General features: G+C 62.0%; 15 protein-coding genes. 9 read left to right on the forward strand and 6 right to left on the reverse strand.

Annotation, left to right across the window (positions count from 1 at the left end):
• The first annotated feature begins 24 nt into the window (after nucleotides 1-24).
• Both ACQ4V8_RS12005 and ACQ4V8_RS12010 read left to right on the forward strand, forming a co-directional pair.
• Nucleotides 25-303, forward strand: coding sequence for a hypothetical protein (locus ACQ4V8_RS12005; protein WP_142303388.1), 279 nt, complete (start codon nucleotides 25-27; stop codon nucleotides 301-303).
• An 85-nt stretch (nucleotides 304-388) separates the two neighbouring features.
• Nucleotides 389-772: a YkvA family protein gene (locus ACQ4V8_RS12010; protein ID WP_050855926.1), complete on the forward strand. Its 384-nt coding sequence runs from the start codon at nucleotides 389-391 to the stop codon at nucleotides 770-772.
• Here the strand turns inward: ACQ4V8_RS12010 and ACQ4V8_RS12015 are convergent.
• The 3 genes from ACQ4V8_RS12015 to ACQ4V8_RS12025 all read right to left on the reverse strand — a co-directional run bounded on the left by ACQ4V8_RS12015 (nucleotide 769) and on the right by ACQ4V8_RS12025 (nucleotide 3378).
• Nucleotides 769-1956 (reverse strand): serine hydrolase domain-containing protein, encoded by a 1188-nt coding sequence (locus ACQ4V8_RS12015; protein ID WP_070347293.1) that lies wholly within the window; start codon nucleotides 1954-1956, stop codon nucleotides 769-771. The genes ACQ4V8_RS12010 and ACQ4V8_RS12015 overlap by 4 nt on opposite strands.
• Nucleotides 1957-2065: 109 nt before the next feature.
• Nucleotides 2066-2257 carry a hypothetical protein gene (locus ACQ4V8_RS12020; RefSeq protein ID WP_142303387.1) on the reverse strand — a complete coding sequence of 64 codons (192 nt, stop codon included), beginning with the start codon at nucleotides 2255-2257 and terminating at the stop codon, nucleotides 2066-2068.
• 5 nt (nucleotides 2258-2262) lie between these two features.
• On the reverse strand, nucleotides 2263-3378 hold the full coding sequence (locus ACQ4V8_RS12025) for a mechanosensitive ion channel family protein (protein ID WP_070347291.1): 1116 nt from the start codon (nucleotides 3376-3378) through the stop codon (nucleotides 2263-2265).
• Nucleotides 3379-3639: 261 nt separating this feature from the next.
• Here ACQ4V8_RS12025 and ACQ4V8_RS12030 point away from each other — a divergent pair, with 261 nt between their 5' ends.
• Genes ACQ4V8_RS12030 through ACQ4V8_RS12040 form a run of 3 tightly spaced genes read left to right on the forward strand, consistent with a single transcriptional unit; the run spans nucleotide 3640 to nucleotide 8553 of the window.
• On the forward strand, nucleotides 3640-5904 hold the full coding sequence (locus tag ACQ4V8_RS12030) for an alpha,alpha-trehalose-phosphate synthase (UDP-forming) (RefSeq protein WP_436571528.1): 2265 nt from the start codon (nucleotides 3640-3642) through the stop codon (nucleotides 5902-5904).
• The gene (gene otsB / locus ACQ4V8_RS12035) at nucleotides 5904-6656 is read left to right on the forward strand and encodes a trehalose-phosphatase (protein ID WP_070347290.1); all 753 of its coding nucleotides are present in this window, start codon (nucleotides 5904-5906) and stop codon (nucleotides 6654-6656) included. The genes ACQ4V8_RS12030 and otsB overlap by 1 nt, the downstream gene beginning before the upstream one ends.
• 10 nt (nucleotides 6657-6666) lie before the next feature.
• Nucleotides 6667-8553 (forward strand): glycoside hydrolase family 15 protein, encoded by a 1887-nt coding sequence (locus tag ACQ4V8_RS12040; RefSeq protein WP_436571569.1) that lies wholly within the window; start codon nucleotides 6667-6669, stop codon nucleotides 8551-8553.
• A 101-nt stretch (nucleotides 8554-8654) separates the two neighbouring features.
• On the opposite strand, the gene ACQ4V8_RS12045 is transcribed toward ACQ4V8_RS12040, so the two are convergent.
• The 3 genes from ACQ4V8_RS12045 to ACQ4V8_RS12055 all read right to left on the reverse strand — a co-directional run bounded on the left by ACQ4V8_RS12045 (nucleotide 8655) and on the right by ACQ4V8_RS12055 (nucleotide 13752).
• Nucleotides 8655-10958, reverse strand: coding sequence for a TonB-dependent receptor (locus ACQ4V8_RS12045; protein ID WP_436571529.1), 2304 nt, complete (start codon nucleotides 10956-10958; stop codon nucleotides 8655-8657).
• A gap of 383 nt (nucleotides 10959-11341) precedes the next feature.
• Nucleotides 11342-12559: an MFS transporter gene (locus ACQ4V8_RS12050; protein WP_436571530.1), complete on the reverse strand. Its 1218-nt coding sequence runs from the start codon at nucleotides 12557-12559 to the stop codon at nucleotides 11342-11344.
• Between the two features lie 464 nt (nucleotides 12560-13023).
• On the reverse strand, nucleotides 13024-13752 hold the full coding sequence (locus ACQ4V8_RS12055) for a hypothetical protein (RefSeq protein WP_436571531.1): 729 nt from the start codon (nucleotides 13750-13752) through the stop codon (nucleotides 13024-13026).
• 306 nt (nucleotides 13753-14058) lie between these two features.
• On the opposite strand from ACQ4V8_RS12055, the gene ACQ4V8_RS12060 reads away from it, so the two are divergent.
• From ACQ4V8_RS12060 to ACQ4V8_RS12075, 4 genes are all read left to right on the forward strand, one after another.
• The gene (locus ACQ4V8_RS12060; RefSeq protein WP_029496435.1) at nucleotides 14059-14478 is read left to right on the forward strand and encodes a YidB family protein; all 420 of its coding nucleotides are present in this window, start codon (nucleotides 14059-14061) and stop codon (nucleotides 14476-14478) included.
• A 270-nt stretch (nucleotides 14479-14748) separates the two neighbouring features.
• Nucleotides 14749-15999, forward strand: a complete 1251-nt coding sequence (locus tag ACQ4V8_RS12065) for an Hsp70 family protein (RefSeq protein WP_436571532.1) — start codon at nucleotides 14749-14751, stop codon at nucleotides 15997-15999.
• A gap of 95 nt (nucleotides 16000-16094) precedes the next feature.
• Entirely contained in the window at nucleotides 16095-16724 is a 630-nt protein-coding gene (locus ACQ4V8_RS12070; protein ID WP_010398502.1) for a 3'-5' exonuclease, read from the forward strand.
• Between the two features lie 138 nt (nucleotides 16725-16862).
• Nucleotides 16863-18317, forward strand: a complete 1455-nt coding sequence (locus tag ACQ4V8_RS12075; RefSeq protein ID WP_436571533.1) for a tetratricopeptide repeat protein — start codon at nucleotides 16863-16865, stop codon at nucleotides 18315-18317.
• Nucleotides 18318-18323 lie beyond the last annotated feature (6 nt).

The following is an 18323-nucleotide window of genomic DNA, read 5'->3' on the forward strand; positions in this document are numbered from 1 at the left end:
CGGAAACACGCGATGATCGTGTCCATGCTACAACAACCAAGCAATCCGATGGAGTACGCGATGCACAAGCCAGAGCAGTCGATGCACGTAAACAAGCCATTGCTGCTCATTTGCCTGTTCACCTTCGCTATTTTGGCGGCCACGCTGCTGTCTCCCGGCGATGCGCCGGAGAGCGCCGCCGCGCCAGCCGCCGTGGCGCGCGATGCCGGCCAAGCCGGCTTGCCGGTCTGCAGCAGCTTCGCCCACGAGCTCACGCGCCAGTGCCAAGTCAAGCTCCAGCCCCAGCCGGGGCGCCAGGCTTGAGCCAAGCTTGCATGCGGCCTACCCGGCGCGCCGTTATGCTAAGGTGCGCATGCGTAACGGCTTGCGCATTAGACAGGAGCAGCAGATGTTTGGCAGAAAAAAGAAGTTGGAAGAAAATCACGCCCCCCAGGCCGACAAGCAGTATGCAAAGAAATACACGCAAGACAGCTTTTGGGACAAGGTCGTCAAGTTCGCCAGGACGGCGGGACGCGAAGTCATCGAGAAAGCCCTGTGGCTATATTACGCGGCCCAGCAGCCAAATACCCCGCTGTGGGCCAAGACGGCCATTTATGGCGCGCTCGGCTATTTCATTTCACCCATCGATGCCGTTCCCGACATCACGCCCGTGATCGGCTATGCGGATGACCTGGCCGTGCTCGCGGCGGCCGTCGCCACGGTGGCCACCTACATCACGGCCGAGGTCAAGGAAAGCGCTGCCGAGAAGCTGCGCGGCTGGTTCGGCGCCTAGCCTTGCCTGGTCGCCGGCGTGCCGGCGCCATGCGCCAGCAGGCGCAGCACGACTTCTTTCTGAAATGAACGAAATTCCTTGTCGGCGCTGACATTGGCGAAGGCCAGCACGGCCGTCTTGCTGGCGCGGTCGACGCAGACGACGGACGCGGCGCCCGGATCGCCGCCGCTGTGCGTGGCCAGCGCCTTGCCGTCGACATCGCGCAGCTGCCACACCAAGGCTTGGCGCACGGATGAATCGGCCGGTACGACGGGCGCCGTTTGCGGGGCAAAAAATAATTGCAGGGTAGAATCTTGCAGGTAGCGGTGGCCATCGACCCGGCCGCCATTGCTGAAAATGGCCAGGAAACGGGCCAAGTCATGCGCCGAGCTGCGCAGCAGGCCGGCCGGCCAGTCTGGATAGCCGACCTGTGGCAGCAGTTGCAGGCCCGGTTCCTTGTGCGCATACGGCTGCGCGACGACCGTACGGCGCGGCAAGCTGGCCAGGTTCCAGGCCGTGCTGTCCATGCCCAGCGGCTCGAACAGGTGCTCGTGCGCGTAGGCGTCGAGGCCATCGGGGTTCAAGCGGCCCACCAGATAGCCGAGCAGGGCGATAGCCACATTGCTGTAGCGCCACTCGGTGCCAGGCCGGGCGGCAAACGACATATCCGCGTCATACCAGGCGCCACCACGCGACAGGTAGCCCTTGACGAAATCGCGCAGCGGTAATCGCGGGTCGCCCTGCACGGCAAACGCCGTCGTTTTTTCGTATACGGCATCGGAAATGCCCGACGTATGGTTGAGCAAATGGCGAAAGGTGATGGGCACGTCGGGAAATTTCGGATGCATGAGCGGGAAGTCCAGATAGGCCGCCACCTTGTCGTCGAGCTGGAAGGCGCCCTGTTCGAGCAGCATCATGACGGCCGTCGCTGTCACGAGCTTGCTGACGGAGGCAATATGAAACGCCGTGTTAGCGTCGGCCTTCTTGCCGGCCTCGATATCGGCCCAGCCATAGCCACGCGCGAAGATGGTTTGCTCGCCGCGCACCACGGCCACGCTCATGCCCGGCGTTTCAGTGCGGGCAAGGCCATCGCGCATGAAGGCGTCAAATTGCGTTTCCCACGCCAGCGTTGTCGGATCGATGGCGCAGCCCGTTTGCAGCAGGGCCAGTGAGACGCCCAGTTGCAGCATGCTTCTTCGTTTCATTGATGCTCTCTTTGCTTGTTTTTAATTATCTTAACAACATTTCCGCCCGCCGTAGGTGCAATTGGCGAAACATTGCTTTACAGCAAATGCAAAGGGATCTGGCCCGTGCTCATTTGCGCCAGTAGCGTTCCAGCAGGGGGGGGACGGTCAGGCCGTGCGCGACGATGGACAAGATGACGACGCCAATGCGGATGTCGGCCCGTTCGCGCACCAGCAGCAGACCATCGATCAGGATGAGCCAGGCGGTGGTGCTCTTGCGGCCCATGGCAGCGGCGCGTGGACAAGGGGCAGCGCGCCGCACGATGTTTACGCCTTGTACCGCGACACGCTGTCGTTTTGCGCCTGCATTTCGCGCACTTCGATCGGGTCGTGTGAGGAGCGCAAGCGGGGCAGGCCGTGCGGGTAGTTGGCCGTAATAAACGCCAGCATTCGCTCGCGCACGATGCAGCGTAATTCGAAGGCCAGGCCCGAATCTTGCGCGCTGATCAGAAAGCGCACGCGCACGGCCCGCTCGTTCGAATCGGTCGCCTGCACCGTGCAGACCCGGCCATCCCATTGGCTGGCCGACTCGCAGATGCGCGTCAGTTCGGCGCGCAGCGGTTCGAGCGCGATGCTGAAATCGAGCCACAGGAACACCGTGCCCAGCAGGGCGGACGAGCTATGCGTCCAGTTCTCGAACGGATTTTCAATGAACCACTGCAGCGGCACGATCAAACGGCGCTCGTCCCACACGCGCACGACCACGTAGGTGCCCTTGATTTCCTCGACCTTGCCCCATTCGCCATTGACGATCAGCACGTCGTCGATGCGGATGGGTTGCGAAAACGCAATTTGTAGCCCTGCAATGAAATTGCCGAGCACGGGGCGCGCGGCGATACCGGCCACCAGCCCCGCCACGCCGGCCGAAGCGAGCAGGCTGGCGCCGATCTGCCGCGCGCCAGGCAAGGTCAGCAGCACGAAGGCCAGGCCCAGGATCACCACGATGGCGTGCGCGCTGCGCGTCAGTACGCGCGCTTGCGTGATCAGGCGGCGCGCGCGCAGGTTGTCGGCGACGTCGACGGGGTGGATGTCGGAAATCGTGATGGACAGCGCCTTGATGCATTGCATGGCTAGCCAGGTCAGCGCGATGATCAGCGCCACGCTGGCCAGGTGCGACACGGCGACCAAGCCCGGCGTGTTGTCGGGCGCACCGGCCAGCACCATGCGCAAGCCGAAGACGATCACGCACAGCTGGCTGGCGCGGAAAGCCACGCGCGTGACATTGGTGGTAAACGGGCGGCCATGGGCCAGTTTTTTCAGCAAGCCGATGCCAGCCCGGTGCAAGCCGATGGCGAGCACGGTGACCAGCAGGGCCGAAACGAGCACGCTCAGCGCCGAGCGCAGCGGGCCTCCCATCAGTGAGTGAAACGTGCTGAGATCCATAGGCGAAAACTCCTTCTGTGTCAGTGAAATGGCTGCCGGAAGCGGCTATTTTACGGGCAGGTGAGCTCGCAGGGACGTGCGTTGCCGAACGGATAAGAGTTGCGGCAAGGTCGATACTGCAAGTTATTGCTGCGCTGCGCCAAGCCACGTTGACGTTTCAACACGGCCTGCAAACGGGCGCCGCCATTTTTGCAATATAGTCATACTTGCAATGTTTGCTTATGTCTGCAAAGGAAAACGATGATAGTACGATCACTGCGAATGTCTTTGCGTTTCATCCTGCCGCTGGCTCTGGTGCTGGGATTGTTTGCTTATATTGTGGTGCCGCTGCTCGACAACATCACCCTGCGCTGGTATGTGCGTGACCTCGACAGCCGGGCGCAATTGCTCGCTGAAACTCTGCGCCCCCCGCTCAGCGAAGCCCTGCCCGCGCAAGATGCCACGCGCATCGGCGCGTTGTTCCAGGGCGCCATGCGCGATGAACGCCTGATCGCCATCGGCTTTTGCGATCATGCCGGCCACCTGGTCTACCAATCCGCGCAATACCCGGCCTCGATCGGCTGCTGGAGCACGCCTTCTGCGGGCGGTCTGTACAAATCCTTGGCGCAACTGCCGCAGGGGCAAGTCCATCTCAGCGAAACGCCGGTCATGCAGGACGCTACCGAGCTGGGCCGCCTGGTGCTGGTGCAGGACATGCGTTTTGTCGAGCGCCGCAATACCGATACCAGGCGCTTCATCTTTGCTTTCCTGGCCGTACTGGCCGTGCTCATTTCCCTGATAAGCGTGTGCGTCGCTCACCTGAGCTGGCGCGGCTGGCTGTCGGCCGTGAAGGATATGTTGCGGGGGGAATTGATGCCGCGCGGCGCCATGGCCGTCCAGAGCGCCAATGCGCCCGCCGCCGCCGCGCCGCCGCCGGAAATGCAGCCGCTGATCGGCGACTTGCGCGAATTGCTGCAGCAATACCATCTGGAGCGCCAGGGCGACAGTGGCTGGAACTCGGAGTGGACGCCGGAAAAACTGCGCGGCTTGCTCGAAGCAGACCTGGCGGGAGATCAAGTGCTGGTGGTATCGAACCGCGAACCGTACATCCACACCATGACGGACACGGGCATCAGCGTGCAGCGCCCGGCCAGCGGCCTGGTGACGGCCGTGGAAGCGGTGATGCGCGCCTGTTCCGGCACCTGGATCGCGCATGGCGCCGGTTCCGCCGACCGCGAAACGGTGGATAAATTCGACCATGTGCCGGTGCCACCCGATCATCCCAGCTATACCTTGCGCCGCGTATGGCTGACGCAAGAGGAAGAACAAGGCTATTATTATGGTTTTGCTAATGAAGGCATGTGGCCGCTGTGCCATATTGCCCACGTGCGCCCCGTGTTCCGCTCCTCTGACTGGGAGCAGTATGTCAAAGTGAACCGCCGCTTTGCCGAAGCGGTGATCGCCGAGGCGAAGACGGACAACCCTGTCGTGCTGGTGCAAGATTATCATTTTGCCTTGCTGCCGCGCATGGTGCGCGAAGCTTTTCCGAAAGCGACGATTATTACTTTTTGGCATATCCCTTGGCCGAATTCGGAATCGTTCGGCATTTGTCCGTGGCGCGAGGAAATTCTCGACGGCTTGCTGGGCAGCACGATCCTGGGCTTCCATACGCCATTCCACCGCAAGAATTTCCTCGAAACGGTAGACCGCTACCTGGAAACGCGCATCGCGCCGGAAGCGTCGACGATTTCCTATGGCGGCGAGATGACGCAGGTCGAGGATTACCCGATTTCCATCGCCTGGCCCGAGGAGCATCGCGAGCAGCCTGATGCAGCCACTTGCCGCGCGCAAATCCGCGCCGAACTGGGCGTGGCACCCGATCACTTGCTGGGCATCGGTGTGGATCGGCTCGATTACACGAAAGGCATCGTCGAGCGCTTCCAGGCCGTCGAGCGCATGCTGGAACAGCAGCCTGGCATGCTTGGCCATTTTACTTTTGTGCAAATCGCCGCCCCCAGCCGCGCTTCGCTAGACGAATATCAAAGTTTCGATGCGCGCGTGCGCAAGATGGTCGAGCGCATCAACCGCCGCTTCGGCAGCGGCAGCTATGTCCCCATCCTGTTGAAAGCCGAGCAGCATGGACAGGAAGACTTGCAGCGCTATTTCCGCGCTTCTGAAGTGTGCATGGTGACAAGCTTGCATGACGGCATGAATCTGGTGGCCAAGGAATTCGTCGCCGCGCGCGACGATGAGATGGGCGTGCTTGTCTTGAGCCAGTTCACCGGCGCGGCGCGCGAACTGCATGAAGCGCTGATTATCAATCCATATCACATCGAGCAAGGCGCCGAGGCCCTGTACCGCGGCCTGTCGATGCCGCCCGTGGAGCAGCGCGAGCGCATGAAGAGCATGCGTGCGCGTGTCAAACATTTCAATGTCTACCGCTGGGCCGGGCGCATGCTGCTCGATGCCGCCCGTTTGCGTCAGCGCGACAAAGTCATGAGCAAGATCGATGCCCATAGCCGCCGCAAGCGGCGCAAGGGGATCTGATGATGCAGATGCCTGACGATAGCGCCGCCGTACTGCAACTGCTGAGCAAGCCTGGCAGCGCCGTCTTCCTCGACTTCGACGGTACCCTGGTCGACCTGGCGCCCACGCCCGATGGCGTGCACCTGGAAGGGGGCATCGTGCAAGCGCTGGCCCTGCTGGCCGAGCGCCATGGCGGCGCGCTGGCGCTCATTTCCGGGCGCCCCGTGGCGCAGATCGATGCCATGCTGGCACCGCTGCTCTTGCCGGTGGCGGGCGTGCATGGCGTGGAGCGGCGCGGCGCCGATGGCGCGCTGCATGTGGCCGCTACGCCCGATGTCTCATCCGTACTGGCGCGCGCGCTGGCGCTGGCCTCTGCCCACCCGGGCTTGCTGGTGGAACAAAAGCGGGGCGCCGTCGCCCTGCATTACCGTCTGGCACCGGAACTCGAACATTTGTGCTCGCAGGAAATGACGGCCGCCGTGCAAGCGTGCCCGGGGTTGTTGCTGTTGCATGGCAAAATGGTCGTGGAAGCCAAGCCGGCCGCCAGCGACAAGGGCGGCGCCATCGCCGCCTTCATGCGTGAAGCGCCATTCGCCGGCCGCCGGCCCGTGTTCGCGGGCGACGACACCACTGACGAGGCAGGTTTTGCCTTTGTACAACAAGTTCGTGGGCAGGGCGTCAAAGTGGGCAGCGGCCCCAGCGCCGCCATCCTGCGTCTGGCCAGTCCGGGCGCCTTGCGCGCCGCGCTGCTGGCTGCCGCTATATCCTCATAAGGAGCAGATGATGACGCAATCTCCGCAACAAGCGTATGACACGCCCAGCGGCGCTGCCGGCTCCCTGGCCGCTTGCGCCGCTGGCGCAGCGAGTGCGTCGGCACCGGTCACGCCCGCCCAGGCTAGCCTCAACTGCGGCGTGGTGGGCAATTGCGCCTTCAGCGCCCTGATCGACCAGGCAGGGCAGGTCGTCTGGTCCTGCCTGCCCCGTTTCGATGGCGACCCCGTTTTCAACCGCTTGCTCGATGCCACGGAAAACGGCAGCGTGTGGGGCATCGACATTGAAAACCACGCGCGCAGCGAGCAATGCTACGAGCCGAACACGGCCGTGCTGCGCACGCGCCTGTACGATACCGAGGGGCGCGGCGTGGAAATCACCGATTTCGCGCCCCGTTTCCTCAGCCGTGACCGCATGTTCCGCCCGCTGATGCTGATACGCCGCGTGCGTCCGCTCGATCAGGCCGTACGCATCCGGGTGCGCTTGCGCCCCCGCTACGACTGGGGCCGCCTGGCGCCGCAGATCACGCAGGGCAGCCACCACATCCGCTATGTAGGGCCGGAACAGACCTTGCGCCTGAACACGGATGTTTCGCTCAACTATGTGCTGAGCGAAACGTATTTCGTGCTGGGTGGCACGGCCAACTTCTTGCTGGGGCCTGATGAAACGTTGGCCGGCGGCATCGACGAGACGGCGCGCATCTTTGAAAAGGATACCATCAATTACTGGCGCAGCTATACGCGCCGCCTGGCCGTGCCGCTGGAATGGCAAGACGTGGTCATCCGCGCCGCCATCACCTTGAAAATGTCTCTATATGAAGATACGGGCGCCATCATCGCCGCCATGACTACCAGCATCCCCGAAGCGCCGGGCAGCAGCCGCAACTGGGATTACCGCTATTGCTGGCTGCGCGACGCCTTCTTTGTCGTGCGCGCCCTCAATAGCCTGTCCGAAGTGGGCACGATGGAAGAGTATCTGCGCTGGCTGACGAATATCGTCGCCCGCTCGAAGGGCGGGCATATCCAGCCCCTGTACGGCATCGGCCTGGAAGAACAATTGCCGGAATCGACGCTAGCCCACTTGCCCGGCTACCGCGGCAATGGTCCCGTGCGCGTGGGCAACCAGGCACAGGAACACTTCCAGCACGATGTCTACGGCAATATCGTGCTGGGCGCGGCGCAGTCCTTCCTCGACCAGCGTCTGTTCCACCAGGCCGGCAAGGCCGAGTTTGCCGCGCTCGAAGCCGTGGGCGACCAGGCTTTCAGGCTGCATGCGCAGCCGGACGCGGGCATGTGGGAGTTGCGCACGCGCGCCCGGGTCCACACCTCGTCCATGCTGATGAGCTGGGCCGCCTGCGATCGCCTGGCCAAGGTCGCCCATCAACTGGGCTTGCCGGAGCGCGCCGACCACTGGAACAGCCGCGCCGTGCTGATCCGCGAACGCCTGCTGCGCGAAGCGTGGAGCAAGGAGCGTCAGGCGTTTGCCGAAAGCCTGGGCGGGCACGACCTTGATGCCTCCGTCTTGCTGATGGCGGAAGTGAACTTCATCGACCCGATGGACCCGCGTTTCATCGCTACCGTCGACGCGCTCGAAGCGTCGCTGTGCGACGGCCCCTACATGCGCCGCTACGAAGCGCCCGACGACTTCGGCAAGCCGGAAACGACCTTCAACATCTGCACCTTCTGGCGCATCGACGCCCTGGCGCGCATCGGCAGGAAAGACGAGGCGCGCAAGATCTTCGAAACGATGCTAAAGGCGCGCAACCACCTGGGCCTGCTGTCGGAAGACACGCACCCGGTGACGGGCGAAATGTGGGGTAACTTCCCGCAGACGTACTCGATGGTGGGCTTGATCAATTGCGCCGTGAGGTTGTCGGCGCCGTGGGACAGTGCGGTTTAAGCTGAACCCAAAAGCCAGGTCCAGGGTCCGACCCTCAGGGCGCGCGCCAGCGATGGCGCGGCCGTCAGCTGCGACGGCAACCACAGCGGCCCCCGCGTGCCTTAAAGCGTGGCGCTCAAGCCAATTTGAAAGCTGCGGCCTGGCAAGGGCGCAATGTATTTCAGTGGCGAATTGTGCGCCCTGGCATCTTCATCGAGCAAGTTGGTGCCGCTGATAAACACTTCGACTCCGGCAAACGGTGAATTGGGCACCTGGAGTTCGCGGCTCAGCTGAAAGTTCAGCATGGTGTAGCAGTCGAGCGGCACTTCCGTGCCGACACTTTTGCCCAGATACTTTTGCTTGGCATAGTAAGTGCTGGAAACCCTGGCCTTCCAGCCCTTGTTTTGCCACAGCAAATTCGCGCCGTAGCGGTTGGTAGGCATATTGGGCAGATACTCGCCGTCGTTATGCGCGCGCAGCTTGTCCGGATTGTCTGCCTTGTTCTTGACCAGGTCGGCAAATGCGGAGAGATTGAGCTTGCCGTAGTTGCCAAGTTGCACGTCCTGTGACACGTCGAGCTCGAATCCCTTGACCGTCGTATCGGTCTGCTTCCAATACTTCAAGGGCAGGCGGTTTGCCATTTGGGCTCCCGAGTGGCCAAGGTAGAGATAGTTCTCGTACTGCATGACGTAGCCCGTTGCCGACAACTTGAAGCCGCCATTGCCGAACAAGCCGGTAAGTTCGGTATTGCTTGCACGTTCTGCCTTGAGGTTCTGGTTTCCTTCTTCCTGGGCCAGGATCGAATAGTGCCGATTGCTTGCATACAACTCGTTGATATCGGGTGCTCTTTCCGAGTCGGTATAGCGCAGCTTCGCGCCGAAAAGCTGGCCTAGCTTGGCCGAAGCCCCCAGGCTATAGCTGTTCAGGCTGAACGCCTTGTCGTTGAGTTGGGAATTGCTCGCATTTCTCGAGGTCTTGAATCCGCTCTTGCGGATCTCGTGCTCCACTTTTTCATGGCGCAAGCCCGCATCGAAGGTGGCCCAGTCGAAGTCCAGGCTTTCCTTGACGAATAGCGCGCGGCTCATGGTGCTTGCATCGGGAAGGTAAAGTTGCGAGCCGCTACCGGCAATATCTCTGGCCTTGTGGCTCAGGCCAAGCGAGCCGCTCAAGGGCCCTGCGCGCCGGTGCGCAAGCACGAGCTCGGCTTGCCTGGTGTCGAACCGGTAGTCGTTCGCCCTGGCAGAGCCAAGAAGTTCTGCCGATGCATTGCTCAGTCGAGATACGCGCAGTTGCGCGCTTTCAATATAGGCGACGGGCTCTCGCAGAAGCGCTTCCAGCGCATATTTATCCTGCTGTATCACCACGCCGACAGGCAGCGCCGCGTCATACTTCGCGCCGAAAGACTTGTTTTCCATGGAAAAGCCGGGCACGCCATACGCGCTATTCTTGGTATCGATACTGACTGCCACGTAACCACGATCGAAAAAATAGGTGCTGCCGACGGCAAAGTGGGAATTGCTGGCATAGCTATTGCCTAGGGTGCCATGGTAATCGGGCGTTACATCCTTGTTGATCTTGTTCTGGGTCATCGATGGCGTACCTGCGACATAAGCGGGGTTAGCCGGGTTGACGTAGGTCTTGCGCTGCCAGACGGACGTCGGCTTATTGGTGTAGAAGGAAAAATCACCGTCCGCCCAGTCCGGATTTTCTGTCATGAATTGATCGATAAAGGGCTGCGAAGCCTTGTTGTAGACCTGCTGGATCCGCGCTTCCTTTTGGCAACTATCGGATAAAAAAATATTCACGCCGCCCTGCGCAGGAAATAGCTGGCTGTTGCACACGCCTGCCTTGCTGTTGCCAGCAATAGCGTAATGCGCGATTTTCTGGAACGACATCTGCAAATTGGTCGAGAAGTGCTGCTGGTCGTTGAAGTTCATGCGCAAGCCCTGGGCGTCGGTATCGTTGTAGCCCTTGCGCAGGACAAATTCCAGGTTCTTTTGCGTGCTCTCCATGGTCCTGGAAATGAGGCCGGAATCGACGTCGACGCTGCCGCCGATCGCATTGCCGCCGAAACGCACGCTATCGGATGATTTGTTGACGGTGACGCTGCGCACGAAAAGCGGATCAAACGCGATATTGATATCGCCACTGAGCGCATTCATGCCGAGGATGGACTGGCCATCTTCCAGGATCTGCACGCGGCTGCCGCTCAGGCTGCGAATTACCGGCGCGCCCGCATGCGGTCCAAAGGCGCTGCTTTGCACGCCAGAGACATGTTCGAGCATGCCGCCCAGCGTCCTGTTCTGGGCTTGTGTATTGTCGACGACAACGATGTTGTCGATGGCCGTAGGCTTGTCTGCCCGGACGTTGATGCTCTGCACGGTGATGTCCTCTGCCGCGTAAGCGAGCGGGCTAGTAGACAGCATGGCAGCTGCGAATACGTGATGGCGCATAAAAATCTCTAAAAAGCGGGATGGGGTACTGGCGTCGAATGCAGACGCAGCGCAATGGTGTCAATGCAATAGGGTTGCAATAGTAGCTTGCAGACCTTGCTATTGCAAGTTAATTGCATTTGATGGAATTGAACGCTTGAGCCCATGAGTGCTCAGTTGCCGTACTGGCGCACGGAAACGCGCAGCGCAGACAGCCGGCATCTGCCAGCGGCCGTGCGCGCGCTGCAGTCTGGAAAATATTGACGAGGGATGGTGCAGCGTGGCATTGCTGCAAGGCTTGCTGGCGGAGGCGGCCAACGCCGCAACGGGCGATGCGCCATGCAGCCGCCTTGGCAGGCAGCTGCATGGCGCAACCCTTATGCCGCTTGGGCGCTGCCTTGGTGACGGCTGCGGTTTTCCACCAGCACGGAAATACCCAGCACGACGATGCCGCCGCAGGCCAGCATCGCGCCGACCCAGCCCGTCGAGCGCAAACCCATGCCCATGGCGATGGCGATGCCGCCGGCCCACGCGCCCAGGGCGTTGGCGATGTTAAAAGCGGAATGGTTGAGGGCGGCGGCCACCGTTTGTGCGTCGCCGGCCACGTCCATCAAGCGTGTTTGCACGGCAGGGGCGACGGCGATGCCGGCGCCGATGGCGAACAGGTTGATCGCCGTCAGCCAGACATTGCTGCTGGAGTAGGTGAAGGCGGCCAGCGCGGCCACGTTCCACAGCAGCACGCCAAAGATGGTCCACAGGCGCGAGCGGTCGGCCAGCCAGCCGCCGATCAAATTACCCAGGGTCATGCCGACACCGATGATGGCCAGCAAAATGGAGATGACGAGGGGTGACACTTTCGTAATTTCCAGCAAGGTGGGCGTGATGAAGGTGTAGACGGCGAACATGCCACCGAAGCCGATGGCCACCATCAGCAGGGTCAGCCATACTTGCAGGCGGCGGAACACGCCCAGCTCGCGGCGCGGGCTGGCATCCCCGGCAGCCACCATGGGCACGAAGATGCGCACCATCAGCATGGTCAGCAAGCCCAGCGCGACGACCAGCAAGAAGGCCGAGCGCCAGCCCAGAGTCTGGCCGATATACGTGGCCAGCGGCACACCGAAGATATTGGCGACCGTCAAACCCATCAGGACACGCGCCACGGCCTGGCCGCGCCTGTCCGGTTCGGCCAGGGCGGCCGCCACCAGCGCTGCCACGCCAAAATACGCGCCATGCGGGATGCCGGCCACAAAGCGGGCCACCACCAGCAAGCCGTAGTTCGGGGCGATGGCGCTGAGCAAGTTGCCTCCAGCGAACATCAGCATCAGACAGATCAGCATTAGACGGCGCGGCATGCGCGCCAGGAAGATCGTGATCAGCGGCGCGCCGATGACCACGCCCAGCGCATAGGCGCTGATCATGTGGCTCATTTGCGGCAAGCTTGTGCCCAGGTCGTCTGCCACCACGGGCAAGATGCTCATGGAGGCGAATTCGCCCGTGCCGATGGCAAGGCCGCCGAGGGCCAGGGCCAGGTCGGCATAGCCGGCGCCAAAAGGCGCGGTAATGCGCGGTATCAGGGGATCTACGGAGGCGTGCATGTTCTAGTTGCTCGGGTAAACAATGATTGGGTGGAGAGGCGCTGTGGCCCGGCCGGAAGTCCAGCCGAAGCTGGCCAAGCGCCACCAGAGGCGATGGCCGGCCGTATTTGCGGGCGATAAGAACTGCGCAAAGGCGATATAGTAAGAGATTCGGGCAGGCCGTGCTGGGCGATGGCTGAAATCTGCTGCACTGCACACACCATTGACGGTTCTTGTTGTTAACGATAACACGAAATGCGCCCGATGCCGCTACAGGTCAAGCACAGAAAAGGTGGCCAAGGCCGAAATGGACTTCCTTGCATCTTGCTTTACTTACCTTACTCACCTTACTCACCTTACTCACGACTGCTGTAGTGCTGACAGACCCGCCACAACGATGGCGTGCAACAAATCCGTCACGTCCTGTGCATATTACCGAACGAGGATCGCTGCCAGCGCAGTCCCGACGATGGCAGCGCGCACTGTCACAGCCATTCGGTGATGCGTGTGCGGTTGCGCAAGGCGTATTGGCGCAAGCGCCACAGCGGCGACGAGACGATAGGCGTGGCGCTATGCGAGGCGTCATGGCCGCACTGGCCGCAGCTGTGGCGCCGGTGCGGCGCCAGCGCGAAGCTGCCCAGGTCCAGGTGCGGATGGCCGCAGCGGGTGCAGTCGCTGCAGTCCAGCGCTGCGCCGGCCTGCAATGCGGCCACATAGGCATGCGCTGCCGGTGGCGTGATATTGAGCTGCACGATGTCGGGCGGGAAGATACCGGGCAGGGCGCGGCAGTCGATGGCCAACGCGGCCGTGTCGTGCGCCATCAGGGCGTCGCCGTCATCGGCCCTGGCGCGCAGTTGCAGCAAGCCGTCCGGCCCCAGGCGCAAGGTGCTGGCATGAAAGCGGGCGGGGTCGAACAGCGGCGGATACAGCATATAGCCCATGGGGCTGGCATGCTGGCGGCAACGCAGCAGCTGCGTTGCCAGCTTATCGGCCAGGTCGGCCTGCGTGCCCCAGTAGCATTGATGTGTGCGGCACCAGTGGCGCGCCGCGCCATTGCGAAATTTACCGGCCGGCAGCAGGGCGCACAGCACGATGGCGTCTTCGCCCGCGCCGGCGTGAAAGTGGCCCGTGATGTGGGTGCTGGTGACGGCAAGATGGCCAGTACTCGCTTGCAGGGGCCAGCAAATGCTGGGCAGGGTCAACGGCGTGTCCAATAGGGCCTCATGGCGGGTGGCATGCCAGTCGCTAGATGGCTGGCAAGAGGGTTGGCATAAGGGCTGGCATAAAAGAGCGCGCCCACATGGGTGGGCTGCCGAACATTGACGCTTGCATGTTGTGCCGAACTCAATATGATGGTGGTGGGCGACGCGGCAGTGAGGCCGTCCAGGTGCTCGCCGCCAAATCGTCATTATAGTCTTTGTATTATTTATAGTGCAATTATTTCCGTGGTGGAGAATGGTCTGCGCCATGCCGGACGCCGCAGTCACGCGGCACGAATCGATAGCCTTCAGGAGAGTACGATGAGTTTTCTAAATCAACTTGCAGGACAGGCAATGAGCGCCTTGGGCAAGCCGGGCGCGGATGGGGAAACGTCAGCCGGATTGCTGGCCAGCGTGATGGATCTGGTCAACCAGCATGGCGGCTTGCCGGGCCTGCTGCAGAAATTCCAGGAAAGCGGCCTGGGCGACCAGGTGGCCAGCTGGATCGGTAGCGGCGCCAATGCGCCCGTCTCCGGTGACCAAATTAAGGATGCGCTGGGCGCCGATACTATTACCCAGATCGCTGAAAAAGCGGGCGTGGCGCCGGATGCGGCATCGGGCGGCCTGGCAGCCTTGCTGCCCCAGTTGATCGACATGCTGACGCCGAACGGTCAAGTACCAGAAGGCAATGACCTCGTCAGCCAGGGCTTGAATATGCTCAAGGGTAAGCTTTTTGCTTGATTGCCTGGCCCTGGAAGTGAAAAACCTCGCAGCGATGCGGGGTTTTTTCTTTCAGGCGGCGGCCATCATGCCTCGATGCTGCGCGCTCTATGGCGCTGCGCCGGTCGCTTGCCGGGTTTTCCGGCGGACCTTGCACAAGAGTCGCTGTTGTGCGCCGTAGCTACTTGACGTAAAGCAAGCTTGCTGCCTTGCTCGTGGCGCAAGTATTTTTCTGGTGCTATGGCCTGCCTTCTGATAAGATAACGCCCCTTTATTCAGGGAAGGGTCGACATGGCCAATGCTTGCGGCGTCGATTTCGGCACGTCAAATTCCACGGTAGGCTGGGCACGTCCCGGGCAGAGCACCATGCTCGGCCTGGAAGATGGCAAGACGACCTTACCGTCCGTCGTCTTCTTCAATGCGGAGGACGAGGAAGTCAGCTTTGGCCGCGCGGCGCTGGCCGGCTATTTGGCCGGTTACGAGGGGCGATTGATGCGCTCGCTGAAAAGCTTGCTGGGTACCAGTCTCATCGATGGCCAGACGGAAGTGGGCGGGCGCGCGCTGCCATTTCGCATGTTGCTGGCGCAATTCATTGGCGAAGTGAAGCGCCGCGCCGAGCAATCGGCTGGCCGCGAGTTCTCGTCGGCCGTGTTCGGCCGTCCCGTCTTCTTTATCGACGACAATGCGCAGGCCGACCAGCTGGCCCAGGATACGCTGGCTGAAGTGGCCCGTTCCGTGGGTTTCAAGGATGTCGCCTTCCAGTTCGAGCCGATTGCTGCCGCCTTCGACTATGAGTCGCAAATTGACAAGGAAGAACTGGTACTGATCGCCGACATCGGTGGTGGTACGTCCGATTTTTCGCTGGTCAGGCTGTCGCCGCAGCGGGCGAAAAAAGCCGAACGGCGCGACGACATCCTCGCCACCGGCGGCGTGCATATCGGTGGCACGGACTTCGATAAATACCTGAGCTTGTCGTCCGTCATGCCTTTGCTCGGCTACGGCAGCCGTCTGCATAACAATAGCGAAGTGCCTTCCAGTTATTATTTCAACCTGGCTACCTGGCACACCATCAACCTGGCGTACACCAAGAAAATCTGGGTGCAGCTGGCCGACGTGTGCCGCGATGCACGCGAGCAAGACAAAGTGAAACGTCTGCAAAAGCTGATCGACGAGCGTGCCGGCCACTGGCTGGCCATGAAAGTGGAAGAGGGCAAGATTGCCCTGTCCGACGCGGCCGAAGTGCAGCTGGAGCTCGAGCGTTTGTCGCCCGCGCACAGCCTGTTGCTCAAACGTGTGCAATTCGACGATGCCATCGCTCACCTGTGTGGTTCCGTGGAAGAAACCGTGCTGCGTTTGCTGCGCGACGCCGGCGTAGCGCCGGAAGCCGTCGACACCGTGTTCTTCACGGGCGGCTCTTCCGGCGTGCGCTTGCTGCGCGAAAAGATCGCTGCCCTGGTACCGGCCGCGCGCAAGGTCGAAGGCGACCGGTTCGGCAGTATCGGCGCCGGACTCGCGCTGGACGCCGTGCGCAAGTTCGGCTGATAAAATGCGGGTGGCGTGTGCGTGGCGGCGTTGCCGCGCCTTGCCCTGCGCATTTTATCGAGACACTTATCGTTGCACCTACGAAAGAGCATCCCATGCATGTGTTTGACAAACCGATCGTCATGATCGACTTCGAGACGACTGGATTGTCACCCGATATGGGCGACCGCATCACCGAAGTGGCTGCCTTGCGCATCGAGGACGGGCGGATCACGGACCGCTATGTGACGTTGATCAATTGCAATGCGCGTATTCCTTCGTTCATCACGGGTTTGACGGGTATCACGCAGGCCATGGTGGACAAGGCGCCGCCCGTGACCGAGGTGCTGCCGCAGCTGTTGGAGTTCATCGGTAGCGATGCCTTGTCGGCGCATAATGCCAGCTTCGATGAAAAATTCCTGCGCGCGGAAAGCGCGAGACTGAACCTGACGCCCGCGCACCGCTCGCTCGTGTGTTCCTTGAAACTGTCGCGTCGCGTGTTTCCGGGCTTGGCCAGCTATAAGCTGGGCTTGCTGTCGAGCCAGCTGGGCATCGCCTTCAAGAGCGCCGCCCACAGAGCCGAGTCCGATGCCGAAGTGGCGGCGCAAGTGCTGATCCATATCGGCCGCCATTTGCGCAGCAATTACGGCATCGCCGATGTCGACGCCGACTTGCTGGTGTCGCTGAACAAGCTGGCGGCCGCGAAAGTGCCGCAATTTTTGCAAAAGCACCCCGCGCGCTCCTAATGTCCGCCGCCCGCCTGTTCTGGCGTGCAAGCCCTCTTTTGGCATCAAGGCGGGCTCATCAAAGCGATATAATTTTATTATCTTTTTTGAGCCTGCTCAAGTCCTTCCCGCGCATCGAATTTAAAATTTAGGCAACACGTGATTTCGCCGCCCTGGGCCGCCGCTTTGCGCGCTCTGCTGGCAAGCGCGATGTCGATGGGGGCGCACATGGACAAGCACCATACTGCCAGAGACAAGCACCAGGCGTATATCTGGTTTCGCACGGCTGCCGAGCAGGGTAATGCCTACGCCCAGTTCAACCTGGGATTGCTGTACAAGAAGGGCGAGGGTGTGGCGCAAGACGATGCGCGCGCCTTCGCCTGGCTACGCCTTGCCGCTTTGCAAGGCTTGGCTTTCGCGCAGAACCAACTGGCCGCCCTGTATTACCATGGCAGGGGCGTGGCGCAGAGTGATGCAGACGCCGTGTTGTGGTTTCGCCGTGCGGCCGTCCAGGGCGATGCTGCAGCCCAGCAGAACCTGGGGCAGATGTACCGCAATGGGCGCGGGGTACTGCAGAGCGACGAGTTGGCTCTGGCATGGTTTTACCGCGCCTCCGAGCAGGGCATGGCCAGCGCGCAATTCTTGCTCGGTGTAGCGTATGCAAAGGGGCTGGGCGCGGAAAAGAACGATGCGCTGGCCCTGGCCTGGTTCCGCAAGGCAGCCTTGCAGGGCGATGCGCAGGCGCAGCTCAATCTGGGGCTGATCTACAAGCGTGGGCAGGGCGTGGCGCAAAGCGATGCACAGGCGCTGGCCTGGTTTCGCCAAGCCGCTGCCCAAGGCTTGGCTATGGCGCAGCGGCAACTCGGCGTGGCGTATGCGCAAGGTTTGGGCGTGGCGCCCGACCAACTGCGTGCCTATGCGTGGCTGCAGCGGGCGGCCGAGCAGGACGATGCCGATGCCCAGTTCAACCTCGGCTTGATGCTGGCGCACGGCCAGGGCGTGGGCATGGACGAGGCGCGCGCCGTGCTCTGGTACCGGCGCGCCGCCCTGCAGGGCCATTGCATGGCGCAATACAATCTGGGTGGCATGTATGCGGGCGGGCGCGGTATCGTCCGCGATTGGCGCCAGGCGCTGGACTGGTATGCCAGGGCGGCGGCCCAGGGCGCGCCGAATGCGCAGTTCAACCTCGGTGTGATGTATGCCAATGGCCAGGGCATGCAACGCGACGATGTCTGTGCCGTGCGCTGGTATCGCACGGCCGCCGAGCAGGGCGATGTCAGCGCGCAAAACAATCTGGGCGTCATGTATGCGAATGGCCATGGCGTGCCGCCAGACGATAGCCTGGCCGTGCAATGGTATGCGCGCGCGGCCAGCCAGGGCTATGCGCTGGCGCAATACAACCTGGGCGGCATGTATAACAGCGGGCGCGGCGTGGCAAAGGATTTGCTGTGCGGCTACATGTGGCTGGCGCTGGCGGCCGAGAGCGGCGATAGCGCGGCGGCCATGGCCAGGGAAGCGGCGGCCGCCAGGCTGGAACCGGCACAGTTGCAGGAAGCGCAACAGCGGGTGCGGCAATGGCAGCAGGGTCGCTTTCCGCCGCCGCCGCGCCACTGACGTCCA

Source organism: Janthinobacterium paucivorans (genome assembly GCF_051380805.1).
Taxonomy (GTDB): Bacteria; Pseudomonadota; Gammaproteobacteria; order Burkholderiales; family Burkholderiaceae_D; genus Janthinobacterium; species Janthinobacterium lividum_D.